Consider the following 14,867-nt stretch of genomic DNA (forward strand, 5'->3'; position numbering starts at 1 on the left):
ATCACCCCGCGCGGGCCACTCGGACGAGGAGTGAAACATGTCGAAGCGCGCCCGCAAGCGTCGCGACCGTAAGAAGAACGGCGCGAACCACGGCAAGAAGCCCAACTCCTGATCATCGATCAGACGACGAAGGCCCCCGCACCGATCCGGTACGGGGGCCTTCGTGTGTCCTGGGCCGTGGTTACTCGAAGGTCTGCTCGATCTTGACCTCGGTGCGCTCGATGGTGATCGAGCCCTTGGTCTGCACGGTCTGGCGGATGGAGGCCCGCAGCCGGGACTTGAGGTCGTCCGGCGCGTGGTCGCCACCGCATTTGCGGGCGAGCAGCTGCTTGATGTGCTCGTCGATGCCGTATTCCTCGAGGCACGGCGGGCAGTCCTCGATGTGCTTGCGCAGGGCGGCGTCGCGCTCGGCGCTGCACTCCTTGTCCAGGAGCAGGTAGATGTCGGCGAGCGCCTCCTCGCACCTGACCTTGTCGTCCGCTCCGGCGCAGTAGTCCTCGCTCATCGCCCCGCCACCTCCTGCTGTTTGCCCGCGCGGATGAAGCCGCGCTCGCGCGCGACGTCGGCGAGCAGGTCACGGAGCTGGGCGCGGCCGCGGTGCAGCCGGGACATCACGGTGCCGATGGGCGTGTCCATGATCTCGGCGATCTCCTTGTACGCGAAACCTTCGACATCGGCGAGGTAGACCGCGAGGCGGAACTCCTCGGGCAGCTTCTGCAGCGCTTCCTTGACGTCGGCGTCGGGCAGGTTGTCCATCGCCTCGACCTCGGCCGAGCGCAGCCCGCTGGAGGTGTGACTCTCCGCCTTGGCGATCTGCCAGTCGGTGATCTCCTCGGTGGGCTGCTGCACCGGCTGGCGCTGACGCTTGCGATAGCCGTTGATGTAGGTGTTCGTGAGGATGCGGTACATCCACGCCTTGAGGTTCGTACCCGCCTTGAAAGACGCGAAGGCCGCGTACGCCTTCAGGTACGTCTCCTGGACGAGGTCCTCCGCGTCGGCGGGATTCCGGGTCATCCGCATGGCGGCCGAGTACAGCTGGTCGAGCAGGGGCATCGCGTCCCGCTCGAAGCGCTCGGCCCGCGCGGCCGCCTCTTCGGCGTCCGTGCCCGTGTCCGGCGCGGGATTCTGCGTGCTCGGCAAACCGTTCCCTTCCCGATCGGCGTCGATGCGCTTGTGCGCATGAGACGTCGCCGAGTTTACGCGCGGACGGATCACCTGGCCGCCCGGCGTGCGCGGGATCAGGATTCGGGGAGCTTCGAGTGTGGTGGACACGTGCCTTTCAACAGTGACGCCCGGCCGGACATTCCCGGGCCGCTCGTAGACTCCGCCCATGGCAGGCAAGGGAACCCCGGCGACGGCGCTGCTGGTGAAGCAGAAAGTGGCGCATGTTCTGCACGCCTACGACCACGACCCGCGGGCCGAGTCGTACGGCCTCGAAGCCGTCGAAGCGCTGGGGCTCGACCCCGCGCGCGTGTTCAAGACGCTGGTCGCCGAGGTCGACGGGAAACTGACCGTCGGTGTGGTCCCGGTCACCGGTCAGCTGGATCTGAAGGCGCTGGCCGCCGCCGCGGGCGGGAAGAAGGCCAAGATGGCCGACCCCGCCGCCGCGCAGCGTGCGACGGGATACGTGCTCGGCGGGATCTCGCCGCTCGGGCACCGGAGCAGGCTGCCGGTGGTGATCGACTCGTCGGCGGAGAAGTTCGAGACCGTGCACTGCTCGGCGGGCCGGCGTGGGCTGGAGGTCGAACTCGCGCCCGGCGATCTGGCGCGGCTCACCGGTGCCGTGGTCGCCCCGATCGCCGGCTGACCACTCCCCGCGTTTCGTCCTCTGAATGCGGTCGTTGCACGCGCAAGGACCGCATTCAGAGGACGAAACGCGGGAGAAGGGGTCAGGTCAGCGGCCGCAGCACCCGCTGCAGCCACTCGGCGGCCGCGCGTGACACGCCTTCGAGGTCGGCGCTGAGGTTGTGATCTCCCTGGAGCACCACGATCTCGTGATGCGGCCCGGCCTTCGGCAGCCCGAAGGGGTCCCGTTCGCCCTGTACTACCAGCGTCGGGACCTCGACGGCGTCCAATTCACCCTGCCGGCTCTTCTCCGGTTTTCCCGGCGGATGCTCGGGGAAGGCCAGGCAGAGCACCGCCACCGCTTGCCCCGCCGCGGCGGTCCGGCAAGCGACGCGAGCGCCGGACGACCGGCCGCCGAACACGATCGGGAGGTCGTCGAAGCGCTCTGAGATCTCGTCGGCGACGGTGAGCCAGGCGGTGTCGAGCTGGGTGGCAGGGGCGGGCGCCCGGCGGCCCGCCACCCGGTACGGCTGCTCGACGAGCGCGACGTGGACACCGGCCGCCTGCGCCGCGCGGGTGACCGCGACCAGGTCCTTCGCGCCGATCCCGCCGCCCGCGCCGTGGCCGAGCATCAGGACCGCGACCCCTTCTTCGGCACAGTGCAGCTCGGCCCGCGCGGGGCCGTAGGCGGTGTCGATCTCCAGTTTCGTCATGGGTTCGGCAGCTCGAAGAGCGCGCTGTCGGCGGCGGGTTCGACGCGGTCCACCAGCTGCGGTCCGTTGTTGCGGACGTTGTTGACCAGGCTGGACACCGGCCGCAGCTCGATCGTGTCGACCAGGTCCACCGGGGGCGGGACGAGCAGTTCGGTGACGTCGGGCCGGTCGGGGTCGAGCCAGGTGTCCCACTTCTCGCGCGGCATCAGCAGCGGCATGCGGTGGTGGATGTCGGTGAGCCTGCCGACCGAGTCGGTGGTGATCACGGAGAAGGTGATCAGCGGATCGGCGTCCTTGTCGTCCTTCGGCCGCCAGGTCTCCCAGATCCCCGCGAACGCGAGCGATCCGTCACCCGGCCCGGTCATGAAGAAGGGCTGCTTCTCCTTGCCGTCGCGCCGCCACTCGTACCAGCCGTCGGCGGGGACCAGGCAGCGCCTCGCCGAGACCGCCTTTTTGAAGGACGGCTTCTCCTTCGCCGTCTCGGCGCGCGTGTTGATCATCTTCGAGCCGACACCGGGGTCCTTCGCCCAGAACGGGACCAGGCCCCAGCGCATCATCCGCAGCGACCGGACGGCGGGTTCGTCTTCGAGCACCGCGCCGTCGGCGTCACGCGGATGCCGTTGCACGACGGTGGGCACGTCCTTGGTCGGCGCCACGTTGTGATCGGTCCGGATCCGGCCTTCGGTCAGGTCCACCGCGGCGAACTCGTCGATCAGCGCCGCCGGGTCCTTGGTGGCGGCATAACGCCCGCACATGCGAAAACCTCCCTAATCGACAGCCATCGTTACACGCCGGACAGACGATGGCGAGCAGCATGGGATCATTGTTCCGCGGTGTTCGAAGAGCAGGAGGCGGTTTGGCGGGCAAGGACTGGCGCAGGCTGGACGAATCCGACGTGCGGATCCGTCCCGGCAAGGGCACCAGGCCGCGCAGCAAACGCCGCCCCGAGCACGCGGACGCCTCCACCGCGATGGTCATCGGCAAGGACCGCGGCCGCTGGACCTGCGCGATCGACTCCGATCCGGACCGCGTCGTCACCGCGATGCGGGCCCGTGAGCTGGGCCGGGTCCCGGTCGTCGTCGGCGACACCGTCGGCATCGTCGGCGACGTGAGCGGGAAACCGGACACCCTCGCCCGCATCATCCGGGTGGACGAGCGCTCCAGTGTGCTGCGGCGGACCGCGGACGACACCGACCCCTTCGAACGAGTGGTGGTCGCCAACGCCGAGCAGCTGCTGATCGTGACCGCGCTGGCCGATCCCCCGCCGCGCACCGGATTCATCGACCGGTGTCTCGTCGCTTGTTACGCGGGCGGTCTCGAACCGGTCCTCTGCCTGACGAAGGCCGACCTCGCGAGCCCGGACGAACTCCTCGCCGGCTACGCGGGCCTCGACATCCCGGCGGTGGTCACCCGCCACGACGAGCATCCGGAGGAACTGACCGGGCGGCTCAAGGGCCGGGTCACCGCGCTGGTCGGGCATTCCGGGGTCGGCAAGTCCACTTTGGTCAATCGCCTGGTGCCCGACGCCGGACTGGCGACCGGCGTGGTCAGCGCGGTCGGCAAGGGCAGGCACACGTCCGTCGCGGCGGTCGCGCTCCCGCTCCCTGGCGGCGGCTGGGTGGTCGACACCCCCGGCGTCCGCTCGTTCGGGCTGGCGCATGTGACCGCCGACGACATCGTGCTCGCGTTCGAGGAATTCGCCGCCGCCGCCGAAGAGTGTCCGTCAGGCTGCGGCCATCTCGGACCGCCTTCGGACCCGGACTGCGCGCTCGACGACGTGGTCACAGATGGTGATGCCAGTCACGAACGACTGGAGTCTTTGCGCCGCCTTCTGGGTTCCCGGGCCGGGCATGACGACGATCGGTAACGTCGCCGACTACAGCGAGCTGATGGGCGGCTGACGCTGCCGCTCGCGCGTACCCCGACATTCGGACGGTGGAAATTCACGCGCCAGGCACTACGGTGGTGGTACAGACCATTCACTCGAGGGAGTCCCATGCGTGCCACCGGATTCGCCGCCGTCTGTACCGCTCTCCTGCTCGTGGCCGGCTGTTCCGGCGAAGAGAAACCGGCGGCGCAACCGGTGAACGACGCGGCGCAGCTGGCCTCGGTCGCCGCCGAGGGCACGCAGAAGGCCCGTTCGTCCAAGATCTCGCTCGAAACCACCGCGGACGACGGCCGCAAGGTCGTGGTCACCAGTTCCGGGCTCTACGAGGGGCCGAACAGCAAGTTCTCCATGGTCGCCGAGGTCGCGGGCGAGAAACGGGACCTGATCTTCGCCGACGGCGTCCTCTACTACCACCTGTCGGACACGCAGGTCCAGGAACTCAAGACCGACAAGGAATGGGTCAAGATCACCGCCGACGGCAAGGACTCGCTCTCCACCGCCAACGGCGCGCTGATGACGAACGTCGTCGAGACGATGGATCCGACCCGGACGCTCGAGCGGATCTCGAAGTCGGGCAAGGTCACCAAATCCGAGCAGGCCGACGTGAACGGCACGGCCGCCACGCGGTACGTCCTCGACCTCGATGGCGCGCCCGCCGCGGTGTGGCTGGACGCCGAGCAGCGCCCGGTGCAGGTCAGCATGGGCAAGGCGACGGTCAAATACGACAGCTGGGCTTCGGACGTGGTGATCATCGCGCCGCCGCCTGAGGCGGTCGGCGACAGCCGCTGAGCCGTTCCCCCGATCGAGGCGTGGCCCTTGGCTGTGTTTCGCTTGGGTGCCCGCGATCGAAAGCAGGTCCTCATGCGGAGAACGGCCCTGTCCACCGTCGTGCTCGTACTCGGTGTGCTGCTCGCCGCCTGTGACGGTGACGCCGTCTCGTTCGCCGACGCCCGCGCGCTCGCCGATGGGGCCACGTCCGCCATGACCGGCAAGGCCGCGAAGTTCACCACCGACGTCACGGCGGGCACGATGCGGTCGAAGAGCCAGGGGCAGGCCAAAGTCGCGGGAACGGGTACCGCACTGGCCATGACCACGGACTTCCTCGGCGAGCCGATCGAACTCCGGCTGGTCGACAAGATCGTCTTCGCCAAGGTCCCCGAGACCGCCCGCGAGGAGGTGCCCGGCGGGAAACCGTGGGTCAAGGTCTCCCCCGATGGCGCCGACCCGTTCTCGCAGGTCGCCGGCGGCAGCATCGATCAGCTGGCGAAGCAGAACGATCCCGCCCGCGCGCTCGACCAGGTGCGGAAGGCGGGCACGGTCACCGGATCCGAGCACGGCGAACTCGACGGGATGTCCGCCGAGCGCTATCGGCTGGACGTCGACCTGGCCGCGCTGGGCGGTGACCTGCCCGCCGGTTTGTCGGCCGAGGCCGTCGCCGAGCTGCGGGGCAAGGTCGGGAAGCTCCCCATGGAGGTCTGGCTCGACGACGCGCGCTTGCCGCTGCAGATCGTGCTCGACCTCGCCCCCGTCCTCGCCGCTTCGGGAGCCCCGGACAGTGCGACCGCCAAGATCGTCACGCGCTACAGCGAGTGGGGAACGCAGGCCGACATCCAAGCGCCTCCGCCGGAGGAGATCGGGGAGATCCCGGCGGGCTGATCCGTCACGTTCCGCTCCCCCGTTGCGCGTGCAAGGACCGCATTCAGAGGACGAAACGCGAGGGAGGCTAAAGGAGTTCCAGCAGGAAAGGGAGCTCTTGGGGCGCGTACCAGGCGAGTTCGTGGTCTTCGGCGTCGCCGAGGGTGAACTCGGCGTCCGGGTCGCCGAGGTCGGCCTGGTCGATCACCGCGGCGGCGGCCTGGACGGACTCGGCGGCTTCGGCCGCGTCGACGTGGATCGCGGCGACGTCGGCGATCTTCACCGGCCCGGCCAGCCGCACGACGGCGGCGTCGAGATCCGGGCGCAGCGTGACCTCGTCGATGTCGGCCGAGATCACCACCCGCCGCGGCTCGGGCTTCTCCTCGGCCGCGATCAGCCGGAGGGACGCCCTGGCGGCGTCGAGCAGCGCGGCGTACTCGAGTTCTTCGTCGGATCCGCTGGCGTAGGACTCCCGCAGCGCCGGGGTCAGCGCGAATCCCGTGCCGCTGCGCGCGCGGAGCTCTCCGGCGGTTTCGAGCTCACGGAGCATCGCGATCGTCCCGGGTAGATAGACCCTCACCAGTGCGCACCCTTCAGCTCTTCCAACGATTCCTCGATCATCCCGGCGAGCACGTCCACATCGGACACGGCCTTGCGATCGCCGTTCAGTCCGAAGTAGACACCGCCGTGATACGAGGTGACCCCGATCGCCAGCGCCTGATTGCGCACCAGCGGCATGACCGGGAACATCTCCACCATCTTCGCCTGTCCCGCGTAGAGCGGCACCTGCGGGCCCGGCGAGTTCGTGATCAGCACGTTGAAAATACGTCCCGACATCGACCCGGCCACCCGCGCGCCGAGCGAATGCAGCGTCGGCGGGGCGAACCCGCCGACCGTCAGCAGCCCCCGCGCGGCGACCGAACGGCCCGAGTCGAGGTGGTCCGCCATCGCGTGACCGATGTGCTGCAGCCGCAGCACCGCGTTCGGCTCCCCGACCGGGAGATCGACCAGATAGGCGTCGACCTGGTTCCCGACCAGCGCCGGCGTCGAGTACTCGGCCGTCTCGGCGTCGCGGACGGCCATCGGCACCAGCGCGCGCACGGTGGTCGTCGCGGTCAGGTTCGAGCCGCGTGAGAGCAGCCATTCCCGCAGCGCGCCGGTGATCACCGCGACCACGACGTCGTTGACCGTGCCGCCGTGCGCGGCGCGGACCTTGCGGAGATCCTCCAGCCGCGTGCGGACCCCGGCGAACATGCGGCCGCCGGAGGTGCGGACGTTGAGCGGCCCCGACGGCGCCGGATTCACCATGGTCTTGAGCGCCGAAGCGACATCTCCGACTGTTTCGGTGACCTTGCCCGCCATCGCGGTGGCGTCGTGGGCGATGGAGCGGACGTTCTCCACCAGCTCCGTCGGCCGCTGCACGGTCTCGGCGACCGCGTCGAGGATCAGCTGTGTGCGGCTCGGTTCCCGGCGCGGATGCCAGGTGTCGTCGAACGGCTCCGGCTCCTGCGGGGTCGCGTCGAGGATCAGCTGCCCGATCTCGATGGTGCCGATCCCGTCCACGACCGACTGATGCGTCTTGGTCACCAGCGCGACGCGGTCGCCCGCGAGCCCCTCGACGAAGTACGCCTCCCAGAGCGGCCTTCCCGGGTCGAGCCGACGCGACATCAGCCGCGCCACGAGGTCGAACAGCTGGCCGTCGGAGCCCGGCTGGGGCAGCGCGGACCGCCGGACGTGATAGTTGAGGTCGAAGTCGACGTCGTCGACCCACACCGGCCGGGCGAGGTGACCGGGCACCTCCAGCACCCGCTGCCGGTAGCGCGGCAGGAACGCCAGGCGCTGCCCGATCAGGTCGAGCAGCCGCTCGTGGGTGAAGCCCTCGCGCGGTCGCTCGAAGATCGCCACGCCGCCGACGTGCATCGGGGTCGAGTGGTCTTCCACGTACAGGAACGAGGCGTCCAGCGCGGAGAGGCGGTCGGGCATGGGCCGATCCTTACACAGTGGGACACTCGCCGGTGTGGGTGATGAGTCGGTGATCTCGCCGAAAGACCGGTTCCTGACCGTGTACGGCCGCAAACCGGTGCTCGAGGCATTGGACGACGCGGCGCTCGAGGTGGACAAGGTGATCCTCGCCGACACCGTGCGCGGGCCGAACGCCGCCGAGATCGAGCGTGCCGCGAAAGCCGCCGGAGTGCCGGTGCAACGGGCGAGCGCGCATCGCGTCAAGGTGCTGGCGGGCAACGGCAAACAGGACCAGGGCGTGCTGGCCGACGTCGTCGCCCCGCGTATGCGATCGCTGCACGCGGCGCTGTCCGACGGCAGGCCGCCGTCGCGGGTGCTGCTGCTCGACGGCATCACCACCCCGGCGAACGTCGGGATGATCCTGCGCACGGCGACCGCCGCCGGGCTGGACGGGGTCGTGGTGCCGCGGCGCGGCGTCGCCGCCCTCGACCCGATGGTGGTCAAGGCTTCGGCCGGGGTCGCGTTCCGCGCGCCGGTGCTGCGGTGCGGCAGCGCGCGCGAAGCGGCCGAGATGCTCACCGAAGCCGGCTATGGGATCTACGCGCTGGGCGCTTCGGCGCGCAGCTCGGTGTTCGACGTCGAACTGCCGCAGCGCGCGGCGTTCGTGCTGGGCGGGGAGACGAACGGCGTCGGCGCCGAGGTCGGCGAACTGGTGACGGAGTGGGTGTCGATCCCGATGCCCGGCGAAGTCGAGTCGCTGAACGTCTCCGCCGCCGCCGCGGTGCTGTCGTTCGAGCTGGTGCGCCGGGCTAAGGCTTCGGGAACAACGCGCTGAGCTCGGAGAGCGTCTCCTCGACCGATGTGTGGTGCACTCCCGCCATCCCGGCCGCGACCGCCGCGCGGACGTTGTGCGCGGCGTCGTCGACGAACACGCACCGGTCGGCGGGCAGGTCGAGCAGTCCCGCGGTGAGCAGGTAGACCTCGCGGTCGGGTTTGGCCACGCCCACCTCGCCGGAGAAGACGAGCGCGTCGAAGAACGGGCCGAGTGACCGCTTGGCCTCGTCCGACGCGCCGGGGGCGTTCGAGAGCAAGGCCGTTTTGACACCGCGCTCCCTGACCGAGCGCAGGAAGGCGTACAGCTCGTCCGCGCCCACGTCCGTGAGCACCCCGGCGTAGTCGACGACCAGCCCTTTCAGCACGCGCCCACCGTACACAAGCGATCACCGCCCGGTTCATCCTCTCGGGCGGTCCTTGTCGCGGCTTCGCCCGCCGCGTGCCCCTTAGTTGCTGGGCGTGGCCGAGGGGGCCGCGGAGGGGGACTGCTCGATGAAGTCGTACGTACTGAGACGGCTCGAACCGTACGAACCGCCGTACCGGGTCGCCGACCGGCCCGACGGCCTGACGCACCGGGCGGCGGCGCCGGACAACCAGCTCGTGCTGGATCTGCCGTTGGCCGGGGAAAGCGTCGTGGAGGAACCGCGGCCGTCACCGGACACCCCGGACGGCAGGCAGATCGGCAGGCTGCTGACCACCATCCTCGAAGCCTGTGACGGCCGCCGTCCGCCGGTCCAGGTGCGGCCGATCCTCGACCCGGCGCTCCACCACGCGTTGCTCGAAAGCGGCCTTCGTCGTCCGGCGGGCGGCTACCGGCCGAAGTCGGTCCACCTGGGTCACCCGGCGGACGGCGTCGTCGAAGCCTGCGCGACCGTCGAACAGAACGGACGCTGCCTCGCCTTGGCCGCCCGCTTCGAGCGGACGCCGTCGGGCTGGGTGTGCACCCGCTTCCATCTGCTGAAGCCACCGCGACGGGTCTCCGCGCTCGCGGCCTGATGCGCGTGAAGGCCCCCTTTCCTCGGCTGAGCCGAGGAAAGGGGGCCTTCACGCGCTTGGGGCCGTTAGCGGCGCGGGCCCTTCTTGCCCTTCTTCTGGGAGGCGCGCTGCGCGGCGCGACGCTCCCGGCGGGTTCCGCTCTGGTCGCCACCGGCACTGCCGGCACTGTCCGAATGCGACTCGACGCCACCGTCCTCGGACGGGCCCGACATGGTCAGCCCGGACTGCGAACCACCGCCGAGTCCCTTGCCGCGCAAGGCGGACGGCACGGACTTGGTGTCGGTCGCCGGACCCTGCGGCGGCGTCGGACGGGCGTGCCTGCCGTCGCCGTTCGCGGCCTGGCCGTTCCCGGAGCCGACCCCGGCGGGCAGCGCGGACGCGGACTCCGGCGCCGGGGTGGTGGGCTCGGCCTGCTCGACCTGGAGGTTGAACAGGAAGCCGACGGCCTCCTCCTTCAGCGACTCCAGCATCGCGCGGAACATGTCGTAGCCCTCGCGCTGGTACTCGATGACCGGGTCGCGCTGCGCCAGGGCACGCATGCCGATGCCCTCCTTGAGATAGTCCATCTCGTAGAGGTGCTCACGCCACTTGCGGTCGAGCACGGTGAGCATCACCTGACGCTCCAGGCTCCGCATCGCGCCTTCGCCGACCTTGCCGTCGATCTCGGCCTCGCGCTCGTCGTACGCGCGGTGGGCGTCTTCGAGCAGCGCCTCACGCAGCCTGTCGGCGTCGAGGTCGTCGTCCTCGGTGAGCTCTTCCCAGGTGACCTTGACCGGGTACAGCTGCTTCAGCGCCGTCCACAGCTTCTCGTGGTCCCAGTCCTCCGCGTAGCCCGAGGAGGTCTCCTCGGTGACGTACGCGTTGATGACGTCGACCAGCATGTGCTCGATCTGCTCGCGCAGATCCTCGCCTTCGAGGACGCGCAGACGCTCGGCGTAGATCACCTTGCGCTGCTCGTTCATGACCTCGTCGTACTTGAGGACGTTCTTGCGGATCTCCATGTTCTGCTGCTCGACCTGCGTCTGAGCGCTCTTGATCGCCTTGGAGACCATCTTGTGCTCGATCGGCACGTCGTCCGGCAGCCGCATGGTGGTCATGACCCGCTCGACCATCGTCGCGTTGAAGCGGCGCATGAGCTCGTCACCGAGCGAAAGGTAGAACCGGGACTCGCCCGGGTCGCCCTGACGGCCGGAACGACCGCGGAGCTGGTTGTCGATCCGGCGGGACTCGTGCCGCTCGGTGCCGAGCACGTACAGCCCGCCGGCCTCGCGGACCTCCTCGGCCTCGGCCTTCGTGTCGGCCTGGACCTCTTCGAGCACCTTCGGCCACGCGGCCTCGTACTCCTCGGAGTGCTCCACCGGGTCGAGGCCGCGGGCGCGCAGCACCTCGTCGGCGATGATGTCCGGGTTGCCGCCGAGCACGATGTCGGTACCGCGGCCCGCCATGTTGGTGGCGACGGTGACCGCGCCCTTGCGCCCGGCGCGGGCGACGATCAGGGCCTCCCGGTCGTGGTGCTTCGCGTTGAGGACCTCGTGCGGGACACCCAGCTTGAGCAGCAGCTTCGACAGGTGCTCGGACTTCTCGACACTCGTGGTGCCGACCAGCACCGGCTGGCCCTTCTCGTGCCGCTCGGCGATGTCTTCGGCGACGGCCTCGAACTTGGCCTGCTCGGTCTTGTAGATCAGGTCGGCCTGGTCGGCGCGGACCATCGGCTTGTTCGTCGGGATCGGCACCACACCGAGCTTGTAGGTCTGGTGGAACTCGGCCGCCTCGGTCTCGGCGGTACCGGTCATGCCCGACAGCTTGTCGTAGAGCCGGAAGTAGTTCTGCAGCGTGATCGTGGCGAGCGTCTGGTTCTCGGCCTTGATCTCGACGCCTTCCTTGGCCTCGATCGCCTGGTGCATGCCCTCGTTGTAGCGGCGGCCGTGCAGGATGCGGCCGGTGAACTCGTCGACGATGAGGACCTCGCCGTCGCGGACGATGTAGTCCTTGTCGCGCTTGTAGAGCTCCTTGACCTTCAGCGCGTTGTTCAGGTAGCCGACCAGCGGCGTGTTCGCGGCCTCGTAGAGGTTGTCGATGCCCAGCTGGTCCTCGACGAAGGCGACACCCTTCTCGGTGACACCGACGGTGCGCTTGCGGATGTCCACCTCGTAGTGGATGTCCGGCTTCATCAGCGGCGTCATCCGGGCGAACTCGACGTACCAGCGCGAGGACTGGTCGGCCGGGCCGGAGATGATCAGCGGCGTCCGGGCCTCGTCGATGAGGATGGAGTCCACCTCGTCGACGATCGCGAAGTTGTGGCCGCGCTGCACGCAGTCCTCGAGACTCCACGCCATGTTGTCGCGGAGGTAGTCGAAGCCGAACTCGTTGTTCGTGCCGTGCGTGATGTCGGCGGCGTACTGCTGGCGGCGGACCTCGGGCGTCTGGTCGGCCAGGATGACCCCGACCTCGAGGCCGAGGAAGCGGTGGATGCGGCCCATCCACTCGGCGTCACGTTTGGCGAGGTAGTCGTTCACCGTGATGACGTGCACGCCCTTGCCGGAGATGGCGTTCAGGTACGCGGGGAGGACCTGGGTCAGGGTCTTGCCCTCACCGGTCTTCATCTCCGAGACCTGGCCGAGGTGCAGCGCGGCGCCGCCCATCAGCTGGACGTCGTAGGGGCGCTGGCCGAGCACGCGCCAAGCCGCTTCCCTCGCCACCGCGAACGCCTCCGGCAGGAGGTCGTCGAGTGACTCGCCGTCCGCGTGCCGTTTACGGAACTCCTCGGTCTTGGCCCGCAGCGCGGTGTCCGAAAGTTCCTTGACGTCGTCTTCGAGGGTGTTGATGTGATCGGCGATGTTGCGCAGCCGCTTCACCATTTTGCCCTCGCCCGCGCGGAGCAGGCGGTTCAGCACCATCCGGTCGACCTCACTAGCTGATTGTGATCGCACCCGAGCCGGTCCCGGGCAATCTCGTCCGCGGCGGTGCCTGGTAACGCACCACCGTCCGCCCCCATCGTAGGGAACACCTCGGTGTTCGCGCACGCACCGTCTGTCGGTACCTGACGAGACGGGGGCGGGTCCCGCCTGATCCGGACATGACGGCGGCCCGCACGGGACGCGTGCGGGCCGCCGTCAGGGCAGTAGGGGCCGGCTAGCTGAGCCGGATGACGCCGTAGTCGAAGCCTCGCCTCCGGTAGACGACGCTCGGGCACCCGGCGTCGGAGTCGTTGAACAGATAGAAGTCGTGACCGACCAGTTCCATCTCGTAGAGAGCCTGGTCGACCGTCATGGGCTCCGCGTCATGTTTCTTCTCGCGGACGACGCGACCGGGCTGGTGTTCGGTCACCCCGTCATCCCAGCGCTGCTGCTGGGGCATCTCGAACTCACCGCTCTCGACAGCGAAACCGTTGGCCATGGGTTCGGCCTCGGGCGCTTCGAGCACAGCGGTACCCGCCAGATGTCGGGTGTCGGTGGTCATTCCACCGGCGGCCGCCATCGAAGTCGCCTCGGCGACGGATTCCGGGCGGCTGCGGCCGTAGTGCACGCGCCGGCGGTCGTGTGTCTTCCGCAACCTGTTCTCGAGCTTGTTCAGTGCGGAATCCAGCGCTGCGTAGAAGTCGCCGGCACACGCTTCGGCGCGTACGGCGGGGCCACGGCCCTTACCGGTGATTTCGACGCGCTGGCAGTTCTTCGACTGCCGGCGATTGGGCTCGTGGAAGAGCTCCACGTCGTAACGGATGACCTTCTTGTCGTAGCGCTCTAGCCGGGCCAGCTTTTCGCTGACGAGTGCCCGATAGTGGTCGGGCACCTCCACGTTGCGGCCCTTAACGACGATGTCCATACACGACCTCCCTCGCTGAAATGACTGCGAGCTGTAGATGTGTTCACTAGGGCGCCGGTAATGCGGGGACGAAGCCCGGATCGCGGGCGGTGAGGGAACTCGGCATACGGCCACGACGTCTCGTGTCGGATGTCCGAGCGCGGACTCAGCGCGGCTCCGGCGCCAGGGACATGGGCTGGTCACCTCCCTGCCTGCCGGGATTGCTGATAGCGCTGCACGTTAGCTGCATCACGCCGCGAGCAACAGCCCCCGAGCCGGGGGATATCAGGACGTGAGACCTCGTCACCGCACGCGACGACGACGCTGTGGCCAGCGGGACAATCCGGCTTGTCGGGCGTCGTCCCCGTGATTTCTTTTCACGCGGACGGCGCAAGCCTTCGGACAGGAAAATGCGGAGGGTGCCCAGTGGGCCGTGCCCGGGGGAATCCGCCGCCACCCCGGTGGAGTGGCGGGCCGTCGGAGTGTTCCCCAGAAGGTCCCTCATATCCCGTCAACGCCCATGTACCCATTCCCGTTCCCGATCATTCATCACTCTTGTAGGTGACGCTCCGATCACCCGGCGGCGGCCAGCGCTACCACCGCGGAAACGTGAATTCCGCTTATGTCCAAAAAGCGCGTACAAGCGGCGGCGGTCGCTCCGGTTGTGATCACGTCGTCAAGAAGAACGACCTTCTCCGGGCAGGCTCCCGGGACCAGGCGAATACGGCCGTCGAGGTTCGCCGATCGCTGGATCCTGGTGAGCCCCACCGCATCACGGACACCGGCCCCGAGCTTGAGGACAGCTGCCACCGTCGCCGGCTTTCCCTTGTCCGCCAGTGCTTTCACGCATTCCTCGGCGATGCGCCGGACGTGCGGTCCACCCCGGACACGCGAGGCGGACCGTCGCGAAGGGACCGGGACGAGACACGGTTCCGGCTCCGGTTCGGGCAGGTGGACGAGGGCTTCGGCGACGGCCCGGCCGAAGGAGGGGGCGAGGTCGCGGCGGCCGCGTTCCTTGTACGCGAGGATCAGGCGACGGGCGTCGTCGGCGTAGGGGGCCAGGGCGTAGACGGGGACGAGACCAGTCGTCGGGCCGCGGATGATCTCGCTGAGCGAACCCAAGGCGGTCTGACAGGTCGCGCAACAGGGCGCGCCCGGTGCTCCGCAGGACGCGCAACGGGCGGGGATGAGGAGGTCCAGGAGTTTGGGCATGGGGCGAGTGTCGGCCGGGGCTCCGACAGTTCCGGGCGCCG

Annotated in this window: 17 protein-coding genes; 7 read left to right on the plus strand and 10 right to left on the minus strand. The window is 69.1% G+C overall.

Annotated elements, in window-relative coordinates; all coding sequences use genetic code 11:
- Window positions 1-37: 37 nt before the first annotated feature.
- Window positions 38-112: a 50S ribosomal protein bL37 gene (locus tag AB8M46_RS04890; protein WP_369299112.1), complete on the plus strand. Its 75-nt coding sequence runs from the start codon at window positions 38-40 to the stop codon at window positions 110-112.
- A 69-nt stretch (window positions 113-181) separates the two neighbouring features.
- Here AB8M46_RS04890 and rsrA read toward each other — a convergent pair whose 3' ends face one another.
- Together rsrA and AB8M46_RS04900 are read right to left on the minus strand one after the other, a co-directional pair.
- Window positions 182-505: a mycothiol system anti-sigma-R factor gene (gene rsrA, locus AB8M46_RS04895; protein ID WP_037341057.1), complete on the minus strand. Its 324-nt coding sequence runs from the start codon at window positions 503-505 to the stop codon at window positions 182-184.
- Window positions 502-1,140, minus strand: a complete 639-nt coding sequence (locus AB8M46_RS04900) for a sigma-70 family RNA polymerase sigma factor (protein ID WP_026466946.1) — start codon at window positions 1,138-1,140, stop codon at window positions 502-504. The genes rsrA and AB8M46_RS04900 overlap by 4 nt, the downstream gene beginning before the upstream one ends.
- 190 nt (window positions 1,141-1,330) lie before the next feature.
- Between AB8M46_RS04900 and ybaK the strand changes: the two genes are divergently transcribed.
- Window positions 1,331-1,807, plus strand: a complete 477-nt coding sequence (ybaK, locus tag AB8M46_RS04905) for a Cys-tRNA(Pro) deacylase (protein ID WP_038508656.1) — start codon at window positions 1,331-1,333, stop codon at window positions 1,805-1,807.
- An 82-nt stretch (window positions 1,808-1,889) separates the two neighbouring features.
- Here ybaK and AB8M46_RS04910 read toward each other — a convergent pair whose 3' ends face one another.
- Window positions 1,890-2,498: an alpha/beta family hydrolase gene (locus AB8M46_RS04910; RefSeq protein ID WP_037341054.1), complete on the minus strand. Its 609-nt coding sequence runs from the start codon at window positions 2,496-2,498 to the stop codon at window positions 1,890-1,892.
- Window positions 2,495-3,253 (minus strand): SOS response-associated peptidase, encoded by a 759-nt coding sequence (locus AB8M46_RS04915; protein ID WP_378429282.1) that lies wholly within the window; start codon window positions 3,251-3,253, stop codon window positions 2,495-2,497. Before AB8M46_RS04915 ends, AB8M46_RS04910 begins: the two co-directional genes overlap by 4 nt.
- Before the next feature lie 101 nt (window positions 3,254-3,354).
- Here AB8M46_RS04915 and rsgA point away from each other — a divergent pair, with 101 nt between their 5' ends.
- The 3 genes from rsgA (at window position 3,355) to AB8M46_RS04930 (ending at window position 6,042) form a co-directional block, all read left to right on the plus strand.
- A complete protein-coding gene (gene rsgA, locus AB8M46_RS04920) occupies window positions 3,355-4,365 on the plus strand; it encodes a ribosome small subunit-dependent GTPase A (protein WP_037341048.1) in 1,011 nt (336 codons plus the stop codon).
- A 129-nt stretch (window positions 4,366-4,494) separates the two neighbouring features.
- Window positions 4,495-5,175, plus strand: a complete 681-nt coding sequence (locus AB8M46_RS04925; RefSeq protein ID WP_394359657.1) for a hypothetical protein — start codon at window positions 4,495-4,497, stop codon at window positions 5,173-5,175.
- 72 nt (window positions 5,176-5,247) lie between these two features.
- Entirely contained in the window at window positions 5,248-6,042 is a 795-nt protein-coding gene (locus AB8M46_RS04930) for a hypothetical protein (RefSeq protein WP_037341042.1), read from the plus strand.
- A gap of 67 nt (window positions 6,043-6,109) precedes the next feature.
- Here the strand turns inward: AB8M46_RS04930 and AB8M46_RS04935 are convergent, their stop codons facing one another.
- Together AB8M46_RS04935 and AB8M46_RS04940 are read right to left on the minus strand one after the other, a co-directional pair.
- Window positions 6,110-6,601 carry a DUF6912 family protein gene (locus AB8M46_RS04935; RefSeq protein ID WP_125733624.1) on the minus strand — a complete coding sequence of 164 codons (492 nt, stop codon included), beginning with the start codon at window positions 6,599-6,601 and terminating at the stop codon, window positions 6,110-6,112.
- Window positions 6,598-8,004 (minus strand): wax ester/triacylglycerol synthase family O-acyltransferase, encoded by a 1,407-nt coding sequence (locus AB8M46_RS04940; protein ID WP_350597804.1) that lies wholly within the window; start codon window positions 8,002-8,004, stop codon window positions 6,598-6,600. Before AB8M46_RS04940 ends, AB8M46_RS04935 begins: the two co-directional genes overlap by 4 nt.
- A 34-nt stretch (window positions 8,005-8,038) precedes the next feature.
- On the opposite strand from AB8M46_RS04940, the gene AB8M46_RS04945 reads away from it, so the two are divergent.
- Window positions 8,039-8,818: a TrmH family RNA methyltransferase gene (locus tag AB8M46_RS04945; RefSeq protein ID WP_394359658.1), complete on the plus strand. Its 780-nt coding sequence runs from the start codon at window positions 8,039-8,041 to the stop codon at window positions 8,816-8,818.
- On the opposite strand, the gene AB8M46_RS04950 is transcribed toward AB8M46_RS04945, so the two are convergent.
- Window positions 8,793-9,197, minus strand: a complete 405-nt coding sequence (locus tag AB8M46_RS04950; protein WP_394359659.1) for an HAD family hydrolase — start codon at window positions 9,195-9,197, stop codon at window positions 8,793-8,795. The genes AB8M46_RS04945 and AB8M46_RS04950 overlap by 26 nt on opposite strands.
- Window positions 9,198-9,309: 112 nt before the next feature.
- Between AB8M46_RS04950 and AB8M46_RS04955 the strand changes: the two genes are divergently transcribed.
- Window positions 9,310-9,813, plus strand: a complete 504-nt coding sequence (locus AB8M46_RS04955; RefSeq protein ID WP_037341031.1) for an Rv3235 family protein — start codon at window positions 9,310-9,312, stop codon at window positions 9,811-9,813.
- 65 nt (window positions 9,814-9,878) lie between these two features.
- On the opposite strand, the gene secA is transcribed toward AB8M46_RS04955, so the two are convergent.
- The 3 genes from secA to AB8M46_RS04970 form a co-directional block, all read right to left on the minus strand.
- Window positions 9,879-12,710, minus strand: a complete 2,832-nt coding sequence (gene secA, locus AB8M46_RS04960; protein ID WP_037341027.1) for a preprotein translocase subunit SecA — start codon at window positions 12,708-12,710, stop codon at window positions 9,879-9,881.
- A gap of 235 nt (window positions 12,711-12,945) precedes the next feature.
- On the minus strand, window positions 12,946-13,635 hold the full coding sequence (hpf, locus tag AB8M46_RS04965; protein WP_037341024.1) for a ribosome hibernation-promoting factor, HPF/YfiA family: 690 nt from the start codon (window positions 13,633-13,635) through the stop codon (window positions 12,946-12,948).
- 552 nt (window positions 13,636-14,187) lie between these two features.
- The gene (locus tag AB8M46_RS04970; protein ID WP_394359660.1) at window positions 14,188-14,826 is read right to left on the minus strand and encodes a ComF family protein; all 639 of its coding nucleotides are present in this window, start codon (window positions 14,824-14,826) and stop codon (window positions 14,188-14,190) included.
- Window positions 14,827-14,867: the final 41 nt, after the last annotated feature.

It is taken from the genome of Amycolatopsis sp. SB7-3, from assembly GCF_041021335.1.
GTDB classification, from domain to species: Bacteria; Actinomycetota; Actinomycetes; order Mycobacteriales; family Pseudonocardiaceae; genus Amycolatopsis; species Amycolatopsis japonica.